This is a genomic window from Leptospira levettii (assembly GCF_002812085.1).
Lineage (GTDB): Bacteria > Spirochaetota > Leptospiria > Leptospirales > Leptospiraceae > Leptospira_A > Leptospira_A levettii.
Map to the genome: position 1 here is coordinate 598,311 of NZ_NPDM01000002.1, position 11,928 is coordinate 610,238.

Here is an 11,928-nt window from a genome sequence, read left to right on the forward strand (position 1 = left end):
AAAGGCCCTGATTTTGACATCGAAGGGCCCTAAAAACCAGACTTACACAATTTAGCCTAGTTATACTTTCGAGTTTTTAAATGATTTCCCCTGCATTTTTTTCACCCAAACCAAAGAAATTTTCTTTGTGACCAGGTTTCTTGTCTCTTTTTTGAGAAAAGCGATCGTTGGTGTTGCTACTTTGAAGGATTCTTTTTCCATAACAGGTATGATTTGGTATTCTGTACCCACCATCTCTTGCAGTTGTGGTAACTTATCTGATGGGAGTACGATGAGTCGCTCCGATTTTTCGACCCACAACCTGTCCAATTTTTCTTTATCATAGATATTTCTAAAATTTCGTTCGGCATAGAACCCATAGGAACGTTTCGAATTGGACATCCAGAAGGTATAAAGGACTGGTTCATTCGGCTCTAATTCTTTAATCTTGGCTCCAAATTCCCTAGAAGGTTGAAAACTGGTAAGGAGCGGATAAAACTGTAAGCTAATCGCACAAAAAAACAAAGTAGCACCCACAAGGGTCAGTAGGATTTCCAAAGGAATGAGTTGTGCGGAAAGTAAAATGAAAAGGATCCCAATCGCTCCGAATACATAATACAGTATGCCAACATCGGAAACAAAGACAGGAAAGAGAAAATACCCTACCAAATACACAATCCCTGCGATGAGAAACGATGGACGTAACCTGGCGACATTGGACTGGAACAAACTTTCTTCCATGATTTTCCCAAAGTACAAAGCGGCACCAGGTAAAACCCAATAGGTATATTGTGGGAGTGGGTAACGAGAAAACGAGATGAGGAACAAAAAGAGAAAGACCCAGAATGGAATCACAAAATCCACTTCTTTGTATTCATTGGCACGGATCTTACGTAGGATCTCTTTCCAACCCAATGTTTTGGTATACTGGTAAGAATGGAAAATCACGTAAATGACCATAGGCAAAAGCCCACTAAAGAAAGCCCATGAGAATGATTTATAAAAATAAAATGGATCAAACTTCACATCATACATCTCGCGATAAAAGCGACCAAATGATTGGATCCATAAAAAGAAAACAGGCCCGTATGAATTAAAGTTTTTGAATAAGAAAAAACACCAAAGTGCAGGAAGTGATGCCAATACAAAAATACCAGTCGGGATTCTCATAGAGAGTAAAAGTTTCCAATCTCTTCGGAATAATATATCCCCTCCAATCGAAATGGCTGGTATGACTACGGAGATAGGCCCTTTTGTGATAAATCCCATCGACATCATGAGATACATCAGATAAAAATAATTGGGATTTTGTTTTTTACCTAAATAATAAAAATGATATGTGAATACAAGATAGGCTGTGAGATATACATCGATTTTGGGATCCACCACCATCGCATACACACCAGGTGCGAGTAGATATGCTATGGAAGCTAAGTAACCTTGCCTCTCCTTTCCACCAGATAAAATGGTGATTCGGTAAATCGAATAAACAGAGAGTAAACTTAAAAAAATCGCAGGGATTCGAAAGGCGATGTTACTAATGCCAAAGAAAAAAAACGAAGTGGCAATGGTCCAAAAAGTAAGGATGGGTTTATCCAAATACCTTCTTCCATTATCGATGAGTGTGAAAAAATCATTGGATAGGACTAGTTCACGACTGATGCCCGCATACTGTGCACTATCAATATCAATGACATCCAGTGGCAAAGTAAACAAAATCGGCAAAGATGCCATCAATAATAAAATACGATAAAAGATGCGTTCGGAAGGAGAAAGTGATTCTTTCATTCAAATGTTCCTATTTGTACCAAACATTGGCCGAATCCTTTACAAGAATTTGGCTCTTGGTCAAAACACTGGAGGATATCACTATTATGAGTGGTACATCCGTCCATACATTGGATCCTACCTGTGCGTTTTACATCAGGTGCCAAAGTAAGTTTGAGTTCTTCTTCTGTACATGTGACAAATTTTTCACATGCTAATTGGCATTTTTGTTCTACTATGTCTTGGCAATTGTTACCAAACAAAACCAAACATAAAACCAATATCCATTTACTTTGTTGTTTCACTTCGAATTCCTTTGAGAGCTAACATACCACAAGCACCGTTGATGTCCCTACCTGGACTACGGCGATTGAGGATGGGAGCAGTCGTTTTAGCTTTGAGATGCATTACAAATTCTTTGACTTCATCATCAGTTGGTCTACGCCATCCCGTAAAATCAGTGTTTAACGGAATCACGTTGATTTTACATTTGTTCACTGACCTTGCAATTTTTGCGAGTCGTTCTGCATTGTCTCGACCCATGTTTACATCAGGGATCATCACGTATTCAAATGTGATGGCCCGATCAAGTTCCTTTGTGAAACGTTTCGCTGAATCAATGAGTTTCTCCAAGGGGTGTTTGTCGTTTACATCCATCACAGAAGAACGTGCATTGGGATTGGGATGGTTCAGTGAAATGGCAAAATTAAAAGGTTCTTTGTTCTCAATGAAACGATTGATCCCCGTTGTCACACCAGCGGTTGAAATCGTGATCCGAAGGGCACCAAGTCCAAAAGCATCTTGGTCTCTTAGGATATGGGCAGCTTTCATCACTGAAAAATAATTGTGCATGGGCTCCCCCATTCCCATAAACACGATGTTTGTGGCACGGTCTCCCACAAGTCGTTCCACTTGCAGGACTTGGTCAAGGATCTGCCAAGTGTGTAAATTGCCTTTGTATTCCAAAAGGCCAGTGGCACAAAATTTACAATTGAGGGTACATCCGATTTGGGAAGAGATACAAATGGTTTTACGCCCACCGTCTCCCGATGGAATCCAAACCGCCTCAATCTCTTTGTTTTCGCCTACGTAAAATGTAAACTTACGAGTCCCATCATCTTTGGAAACCAGATCACGTCCAATTTCAATTTCGGGGTAGGAAGTATGTTGTTTTAACTTTTCCCTAACTTCTTTTGAGAGGGTTGTAAATTGGTCAATCGTCGTATAACGACTCTTATAAATTCCTGTATAAATCTGTGCTGCTCGGTATTTTTCAAGACCTAAGGAAACACATATCTCTTCTAGTTCTTTTTTGGTTTTCCCTTTGAGAACCGGTATTTCCTCTTTCATTGTGTAGGTCCCTTCACCATTAGCCAATCTTTTCTTTGCCACCTTACGGGACAAGAAATTACACTCTTTCTAAATGTCTTACTCCAAAAAGCCCTGTAGAACAAGTCTAAATTCACAGAATCGTCACAAAGTCGCTAGTTTCCTCGGAAGAAATGGACATTGACTTAGTGGACATGATTCAAAAGCCTAGTCGTTAGTGAGGAAAATACACGCATGAATAGCGATGCCTTTATGGAATACGCCTTTATCGTCATGGTCGCACTGATCGGGATTGAAATTTTTGTTTCTTATATGAAGGGCAAACAGTTTTACCGATTGAATGTTCTTATAGCGGATGTTAGCACAGGTGTGATCTTTGCACTTGTTGGGGTTGTCATCCTACTTGGGGCTTTATATGTTTACGACATCATTGAAAAGAATTACTCTTTATCTGCTCTTGGTTATCATTTTTTCCCTCTGACAAGTCCTTTCCAATTTTCACCAAGTTTTGTTGTGAATTGGCATGCACTCGGTGCCTGGACATTTTCTGTTGTGTTGGCTGATTTTATCTATTACTGGTTTCACAGACATTGCCATGAGATTAATCTTTTCTGGGCAACCCATGTCACCCACCATTCCACACAAGAAATGAACCTGTCCGTCGCTTTCCGAGGGAATGGATTACAACGAATTTTTGAATACATGTATTTCCTTGTGATGGCTCTCCTTGGTATCCCATGGGCGATGTTTTTACTCAGCCACAGGATATTAAAAGTGTACCAATTTGTGGTGCACACTCGTTTTATTGGGAAGTTAGGATTTTTAGAAGAGTTTATGGTGACCCCTTCCAACCACAGAGTCCACCACGGAACCCAAAGGAAATACCTAGACCGAAACCATGGTGGAATTTTTATCATTTGGGACAGAATGTTTGGCTCCTTTGAATGGGAAACCGACGAACCCATTTATGGTTTAACAAAACCTGTAAACTCATTTAACCCAATCACTGTCAACTTACACGTGTTTAAGGATCTGTTCTTTCAAATCTTCAAATGTAAGTCGATAGGAGATGTGTTTAAAACAATCTTTGGTCCTCCTGGTTGGAAACCAACTTACCTACAAACACCAGACGATGTATTCAAAGAACCAGCTTATACAGAAAAATATGATCCAAAACCACCAATGGGTGTAATGGTATATGTAGCGTTACAAGCAGCGGTTCTTATGGCAGTGGGACTTGTGATTTGGAAAGTAGCAAAAATCAACTTAGAACAAGATATGACAATGCTTGGTATTTTATCTGCAGTGATTATCTTTAGTTTGTTTTCCATTGATCGTACAATGGAAATGAAACGTTGGTCAAGAAGGACAGAAGTAGTGCGTAACGTACTTTTTATCTTTGCGTTTGTTCTCACCCTACTTTATTCCAACATTCCAAACATCGCGATGTTTGCGATCCCTCTCATTGGCCTTTCGCTTGTTTCCTTATTATGGATCATCATCAAACGAAAGACATTCTTTGATTTGAGTAATATTTCTAATACTTGGTATTAGTTTTTATCGATTGTAAAACGGACTCCGAAGGGAACAATTTGTTCGACTTTAGGAGTTCGTCTCCCATATTCAAATAGGCTTTTGTTTTCTCAGCATGTTTGTTACAGAGACTTAAATCTTTGTAACAAAGGCCTAGATCCACAAATGGTTCTTTGATGGTTTTTGTTTCCCCTTGTCCGCCTGATACTGATTGGTAGTATAAAAAATCATCCTCAATCCAACCAAAGATATTTCCATATGCGAAGTAAGCAGAGGATCCTTTTACCTTTCGCAAATCTCGGCCCATCACACTGAAATATACCTCTCTTTCCATAAAACCAAGAATCGTTGGAATTAGATCAAGTTGTGATGTTACATCTTCCCTTAACTCTGGTTTGATTTTGCCAGGAGCATAAATGAGGAGAGGGACATTTCGATCTTCATAATAATTTAGGAAACGATGGTGGCTATGATCTGATACAAAAAAGAAAACAGTGTCTTTAAAATAAGGAGCTTTTTTGGCCTTTTCCATGTATTCGGCAAGTGCAAAGTCAGCATAATGCAAAACATTTAAGTATTCGCTGTCTTGAGTGTCTTTTCCAAACAAACGGTATTTTTCATCTGGGACTTTGTATGGGTAATGGGTTGTACCTGTATGGATCACAGAAACAATTGGTTTTTCTGGACTCACATTTAACAGACGTTTGTGCATAGCATCAAGCGATGCTTCATCTAAGTAACTCCAAGGCCCAGTTTTATATTCTGGATTTTTTTCCAACTCTTGTTTCCCAACTAGTGTATCAAAACCCCAGTGGTACATGATACTACCCTTATTATTGAAGCTTAAATCTGTTCCTGTTACAAAAAGAGTTTGGTAACCTATAGTTTTTGCAATGTTTCCTAGGCCTGAAAACCTGTTAAGAATTTGTGGTGTTCTGACAGCAGTGAGCCCTGGCCTGTCGGGGATACCTCCCATCAGTGCCATCAGTCCATTCGTAGTTCGTCCGCCGCTTGCAAAAAAATGCTTAAAGAACATTCCTTGGCGGATGAGTTGGTTGAAGAATGGTGTGACTACTTTTCCTTCCACCTTCCCTGATCCAATGATATCAATGAACTTTCCAGTCCAACCTTCGAGAACGATGACAACAATATGAGGTAAAGGTTTTTTAGAAGTGATATTTGTTTTACGAAGCAGAGGATACTCTTCCGAAATAAACTCAGCTCCTGGATACGAAACTTCCTTTCTGACAATGGATGTTGCATCCGATAACTTCATCGTATGCCGATCGTCCACTTTTGTCATTTTGAGATCTGTGATGACCGTAAACCCAGGGTTTAAAACCAAATCATTGGTAATCGTTTCTTTTGTGATAATGGCATCACTTGTACGAAGTGGACTTGTTTGGATTCCACCTCGAATGCCAAGAACAAGTAAAGCCAACACAATTAGAAATTGTAGACCAGCCCATTTGTAATGTAAGTTCACATGTGAGTATGGAAATTTTGATTGGATTTTATAAATACCAAATCCAATTCCCAAAATGATGAGTAAACCGAGTAAAAACAAAAATGGATTTTGTGAAAAAGCAGATCCAACTAGTGGTAACATTTCGAAACCTAAGTAAGCAAAGGCTTCATACCCCAAATGTTTGTTTCCATTCTCATAATAAATCAAATCGGCAATGAGTAAAAAAAGAAGTAAGATGATAAAGATAACAGGAATTGTCCTCCATACAGATCTGTACCACCGATTCCGATTTAGAAAATGAAATGTTGAATAAACAAGACTAAATCCAAGTAACACACATAAGACGGAAATATCAAAACGTGCACCTTTTGCAAATGCTTTCAGAATGATCCAAAATGATTTATCATTCATCCGATAGGAATACATCAGAAAAAAAGCGACACGGTAAATGGTTAAAAAAACAATTCCGAGTCCAGCAAGAAGCAGGTGGAAACGGATATAAAAAGGGACATGGGTAAACAATTTTTTCATAGAAGGATCAACTTTTAAATTTTAAACAATCAAATGGATCTTTTGTTCCAATACTGATGGGTTACGGTTTTCCCAATTTGTAAATGGTTCCTGATTGGTAATCAGCAACAAAAATTTCACCATCATTATCTTTGCCAAAGGTTGGAATGAGTAGGTTCCACTTTCCAAGTGCAATGGTTTCTGTACTCTTTTGGTTGGTTCCAGGTTTTGGCACTTCAATCGCCCAAATTTTTCCTTGGATAAAATCACCAAAAACGTATTTTCCCTTTAATTCAGGAATAGAAGATCCTGTATATACATACCCACCCGTAATGGATTGGCCTTCTTCACGGCCATATTCATAAAATGGAGGTTGGTACAAAGAGGGATTACATCCATCTGTAAAACAATGAAAACCTTCTGTTTGGTTCCATCCATAATTTTTTCCAGAAAGGATAACATCTACTTCTTCATAAGCATCTTGTCCTACATCAGCTACAATCAAACGACCGTCAGGTGAAAAACTCATCTTCCAAGGGTTACGAATCCCATAGGCAAAAATTTCAGGCAAAAAACCTTGTTTTCCAAGGAAAGGATTATCTTTAGGAATGGAATATGGTTTTTTTCCATCGACATCTGGCATGGGAGAAATGCGTAAGATAGAACCAAGTAAGGTGTTTGGATTTTGTCCGTTGTTTTTTGGATCGGCTCTCCATCCCCCATCTCCAAGACCAATGTACAAATACCCATCAGGCCCAAAACCAATTTGGCCTCCATTATGGTTTGGATATGGCTGTTCTACTTGCAATAACACACGTTCATTTTTTAGAACCATGGATTCATATGAGTTGGGATTTTCCACTAACCATTCAGCAATCACTGTCATATCTTTACTTGCAGAAGAGATTACCGTATGGGAATACACCTTTGGTTCTTTCGGATAATTCGGGTGGAATGTAAAACCAAGTAGACCTTCCTCACTATCTGTGATGACGGGAAATTTATGTAACACTCGTTTGGTTTTTTTTTCTCTATCAAAAAGAATGAGGTCCCCTGCTTTTTCCAAAATAAACATAAAAGGACTCTCGGCAGGTGGAAACTGAATGTCGGTTGGTTCTTTGACCTTCACCACTTCTGTAAGTGAAATCGATAGTTGTTTGCGGAGAGCATCGGGGCCAATAAAAATTGGTTTGGATCCTAATACCTTTCCATCTGTTTCATATTTCTTATTGAATGTTTTTAATATCTTTCTGCCTAAATCATCACAAGCGAGAGAAGATAAGGATACGGTAAAAAAGGACACGGATAATAAGATTTGGATTTTCATACGCGGGTTTCTCCTTTTAGGATAATTCGCTTGGATTTGTATCCGCAATCAAAAAACTTTGGAAACTGTGATGAAACTATTTTCCCTCATTTGTATTCCCATATTCTTTTTATTTGCTTACTTGCAATTGAACGATCCAGATCCGTATTTATGGTTTCCGCTCTATGCAATCGTAGGAATCCTTGCTACTGTTCGTTTTTTCCGTCGATTGCCAAGATGGGTGGGAACTGTTCTCATTCCCTTGTATTTGGTTCTATCAGTATTTTATATGACCGAAGCACCTTATTTTGGAATGGAAGTGGAAGAAGTGAGAGAAAGCCTCGGCCTACTCATCGCAAGTGTAAGCCTCTGGGTTCTGGTATTGAAACGATAAACCTTGTTTTGGTTTTTTAAGTTTCGGAGATGACTTTTCCGTCTTCCAGGATCATTCGAATGAGTTTTGTCATCTCAACCGAATATTCTACATCTAAGTGTTTGGTGACCCCTTCACAAAAGCCATTGATGATGAGTAGTTTTGCATCGTCTTCTGACATTCCGCGAGACTGAAGGTAAAACAATTGGTCATCATCAATTTTGGAAACAGTTGCTTCGTAGTTGAGAGTTCCCTCTTCCCCTGACACATCGTTGTATGGATAAGCATGAGACTGGGAACGGTTGTCCATCATAAGACCATCACATTTGATGTGGCTGTACGATCCTTTACTGGATGGTTCAAATTTAACTAGACCTCGGTAAGAATTGATCCCTCCGTCAAGGGCAACCCCTTTTGCTAAAATATTGGACCTTGTGTTTTTTCCCACATGGATGATCCGGGCCCCCGTGTCTTGCACTTGGCCATTCCCAGCAAATGCGAGTGAAAGTACATCTCCCGTGGAATGATCCCCTTGTAAGATGATCCCTGGGTATTTGATGGTATTGGCGCCAATATTACAATCAGTCCATGTGATGTGAGCTGCCTCTTCGCATAGCCCACGTTTCACTGTCCAATTATACATATTCTTTTTCCAGTTTTGGATGGTGGTATAGAAGATTTTAGAATTCTTTTTAGCAACCAGTTCCACAACAGCTGTGTGGAAATTCGTACCCTTATCTTGGACAGAAGTACAACCTTCACTGTATTCCAAATGGGCACCTTCATCTGCAATGAGAAGAGTGCGTTCGTATTGTCCAGAACTAGCAGCTGTTACTTTGAAATATGCCTGAAGCGGCATAGGAGTTTTCACTCCTTTCGGAATGTAAGCAAATGACCCACCACTAAAAACACAAGAGTTGAGGGCTGAGAATTTATTATCACCAATGGTAACAACAGTTCCCAAATACTCGCGAACGAGTTCTGGGTATTCGCGGATGGCAGTATCAATGTCACAAAAAATAATTCCCAAATCAGTGAGTTCCTTTTTGACATTGGCATAAATGGTTTCGGAATCGTTCATTGTCTCGATTCCTGCTAAGTATTTCCGTTCGTGTTCAGGGATTCCCAGTTTTTCGAAACTACGTAGAATTTCGGGATCCACTTCATCCCATGATTTTTTCTTTTTCTGGTTGGAACCTACATAATGTACATAATCATCAATGTTGATTTGGAATTGTGGGATAAAACCCCAGGTTGGCATTGGTTTTTGTTCATACACCTCAAAGGCTTTTAAACGAAACTCACATAACCAACTCGGTTCATTTTTAATATGGGAGATGGACTCTACAACCTTACGTGTCAAACCTTTAGGAAAATTATCAGCCTTATAAAATTCGACATTCGGTTTTTCTGTATTTGTTGTAGATTCCATTAGTTCTCCCATTTTCTCGTTTTAGAGAAACTGCAATTAATTGACGGAAGCGAAGTAAGCTTTTGATCCAGTAGGATCCGCTTTCATCGTTTTTTTCCCTTCATCCCAGTTTGCAGGACAAACTTCACCGTGTTTTTCCACAAATTGGAAAGCTTTGATGAGTCTGAGTGCTTCTTCAATGTTACGTCCTACTGGAAGGTCGTTAACAGTTGCTTGGCGGATTACACCTTGTGGGTCGATGATGAAAGTTCCGCGAAGCGCAACCCCAGCATCTGGACCTGACTCAATGAGGACACCAAAAGACTTTGCAATTTCTTTTGTTTTGTCTGCAATGAGTGGGTATTTAATCTCACCAATACCACCTTCTTTTTTAGGCGTTTTTTTCCAAGCTAAGTGTGAAAATTCGCTATCTACAGATACACCTAAAACTTCAGCTCCGATCTTTTTAAAATCTTCTAGTTTTGCATCGTATTCAATGATCTCTGTAGGACATACAAATGTAAAATCAAGTGGATAGAAAAAGAGTACCACCCATTTTCCTTTGTAATCAGATAATTTGATTTCTTTGAAACTGTCCCCGATCACTGCGGTTGCTTTAAAATCAGGGGCATGTGATGTCACTTGTGGCATAATGTCACTCCTTAGAATTATTCTAAGTACAGTCCTTAGATTCTGTCTAGATGTTTTTCAGTGAGCCGGAAGTTTTCCAATACCCACTCTCTCGTTGTCACTGTTTCCACAAATCGCCGATCATGGCTCACTACAAGGAGAGCCTTTGGGAAACGCCCGAGTGATACCTCTAAGGCTTCTACCGATTTTAGATCCAAATGATTGGTAGGTTCGTCTAAGAGCATCACTTCAAAACTCTCTTCTAGGTGGAGAGACAGATACAGTTTTTTACATTCTCCTGGACTCAAAGACTCGGACTCGGCAAACCGTTTGGGATCACTGCCTAAACGATGGAGTGACGAAAGAACTTTTGCTCTTTTTATGTCCGAGAGGTTTTGGAACTCGTTGTACAATTGGAATACCTCCTCATTCGAAAATTCTTGTGGGAGGTAAAACGTGCTTATCCCTTTTTTCTGCAATTGATTTGCCAGATATAGGAGTAAGGTTGATTTCCCAACACCGTTTTTTCCTGTGATGGAAATCCTATCATGAGATTGGATGTCCAAATTTTTTTCTAAACTCAATTGCAAAAATCCTAAATCCAAATTACCACCATCTAACAAACATAAGTGACTCTTTTTGTATGGAGTAGACAACCAATCGATCCCGATTGTTTCCTTTTCGGGAAGTGTTTTCCCAATTTCTATTTCTCGTTTTTTAGAATGTTCGGTTCTTGTTTCAATTTGGTTTTTGAGTCGGCCTGCTTGGCCATCTTTCCCTGACACTCGAGCCAAATTGATTTTGTGGCGTGCATCGTGGTCATGGAGGTCTAAACCTTTTTTTGATCGGTGGATGTGGGAAAGTTTAGCCACCTCTCTCCTTCGTTTTAATTCAGCATCGAGTTTTTTTCTTTCCCGTTTTACAATTTCCCAATCATGTAATCTCTCTCCTTTTTCACGTTCCAGCTCAATTTTCCCTGCAGAATAATTTCCATTCCTTTGGCTCACAAAGTTTTTTTCGAGGAAAACACATGAATTGACGACACCATCTAACAAGTCTCTGTCGTGGCTAATGAGAATACCAATTCCTTTGTATAACAAAAGTGATTCCCGAATGATCTTGGCACTGTAAAAATCCAAATGATTCGTGGGTTCATCTAAAACCAAAACATCTGATTGTTTTGATAAGACCATTGCAAGTAACAATCTTCTTTTTTCACCAAAGCTGAGAGTCGAATAGTGATCCATCGATTCGAACTTAACTTGTAAGAGATTTTTCCAGTACCCAAATTCTTGGTCCTCATCATATAAAAATTCTTGGAGTCCATCACTGGTTATCTCTGTACCTTGCGAAAGAAAAGTAACAGACTCGTTCCCAAGGACAATCCCCTTTGCTGTTTCAATTTCACCACATATGATTTTTGCTAACGTGGATTTACCACTTCCATTTTTCCCAACAATTCCCGTCCATCCTGTAGTAAAATGAAGGTTCAGGTTTTGGAACAATGGTTCCGATTGAGATTCGAATTGGAATGTAAGGTTGTGAACGGAAAGAAAACTAGACATAGAACAAACTCCCATTGTTTCCAAGTGGAAATCGGTAAGTATGCCTTGTCCTAAAAA

At 39.3% G+C, this 11,928-nt stretch carries 10 protein-coding genes; 2 read left to right on the forward strand and 8 right to left on the reverse strand.

Going from position 1 to position 11,928, the window contains the following annotated elements; genetic code table 11:
- Nucleotides 1-60: 60 nt before the first annotated feature.
- The 3 genes from CH354_RS10505 to rlmN are packed head-to-tail and all read right to left on the reverse strand — an operon-like array spanning nt 61 to nt 3,096.
- A complete protein-coding gene (locus CH354_RS10505) occupies nt 61-1,767 on the reverse strand; it encodes an ArnT family glycosyltransferase (RefSeq protein WP_100726559.1) in 1,707 nt (568 codons plus the stop codon).
- Entirely contained in the window at nt 1,764-2,051 is a 288-nt protein-coding gene (locus CH354_RS10510; RefSeq protein WP_100720603.1) for a Cys-rich protein, read from the reverse strand. Before CH354_RS10510 ends, CH354_RS10505 begins: the two co-directional genes overlap by 4 nt.
- Complete coding sequence (rlmN, locus tag CH354_RS10515) at nt 2,035-3,096, reverse strand: 23S rRNA (adenine(2503)-C(2))-methyltransferase RlmN (RefSeq protein WP_100720605.1); 1,062 nt, start codon at nt 3,094-3,096, stop codon at nt 2,035-2,037. The genes CH354_RS10510 and rlmN overlap by 17 nt, the downstream gene beginning before the upstream one ends.
- Before the next feature lie 213 nt (nt 3,097-3,309).
- On the opposite strand from rlmN, the gene CH354_RS10520 reads away from it, so the two are divergent.
- Nucleotides 3,310-4,629 carry a sterol desaturase family protein gene (locus CH354_RS10520; protein ID WP_100726558.1) on the forward strand — a complete coding sequence of 440 codons (1,320 nt, stop codon included), beginning with the start codon at nt 3,310-3,312 and terminating at the stop codon, nt 4,627-4,629.
- On the opposite strand, the gene CH354_RS10525 is transcribed toward CH354_RS10520, so the two are convergent.
- Complete coding sequence (locus tag CH354_RS10525; protein ID WP_100726557.1) at nt 4,613-6,607, reverse strand: LTA synthase family protein; 1,995 nt, start codon at nt 6,605-6,607, stop codon at nt 4,613-4,615. The genes CH354_RS10520 and CH354_RS10525 overlap by 17 nt on opposite strands.
- A gap of 61 nt (nt 6,608-6,668) precedes the next feature.
- The gene (locus tag CH354_RS10530; RefSeq protein WP_100726556.1) at nt 6,669-7,913 is read right to left on the reverse strand and encodes a PQQ-dependent sugar dehydrogenase; all 1,245 of its coding nucleotides are present in this window, start codon (nt 7,911-7,913) and stop codon (nt 6,669-6,671) included.
- 70 nt (nt 7,914-7,983) lie between these two features.
- Here CH354_RS10530 and CH354_RS10535 point away from each other — a divergent pair, with 70 nt between their 5' ends.
- A complete protein-coding gene (locus CH354_RS10535) occupies nt 7,984-8,286 on the forward strand; it encodes a transmembrane 220 family protein (RefSeq protein WP_100720599.1) in 303 nt (100 codons plus the stop codon).
- 16 nt (nt 8,287-8,302) lie between these two features.
- On the opposite strand, the gene sufB is transcribed toward CH354_RS10535, so the two are convergent.
- Genes sufB through CH354_RS10550 form a run of 3 tightly spaced genes read right to left on the reverse strand, consistent with a single transcriptional unit; the run spans nt 8,303 to nt 11,871 of the window.
- Nucleotides 8,303-9,697, reverse strand: coding sequence for a Fe-S cluster assembly protein SufB (gene sufB / locus CH354_RS10540; RefSeq protein WP_100726903.1), 1,395 nt, complete (start codon nt 9,695-9,697; stop codon nt 8,303-8,305).
- Between the two features lie 36 nt (nt 9,698-9,733).
- Entirely contained in the window at nt 9,734-10,327 is a 594-nt protein-coding gene (locus CH354_RS10545) for a peroxiredoxin (protein WP_100720598.1), read from the reverse strand.
- 35 nt (nt 10,328-10,362) lie between these two features.
- On the reverse strand, nt 10,363-11,871 hold the full coding sequence (locus CH354_RS10550; protein WP_100726555.1) for an ATP-binding cassette domain-containing protein: 1,509 nt from the start codon (nt 11,869-11,871) through the stop codon (nt 10,363-10,365).
- Nucleotides 11,872-11,928 lie beyond the last annotated feature (57 nt).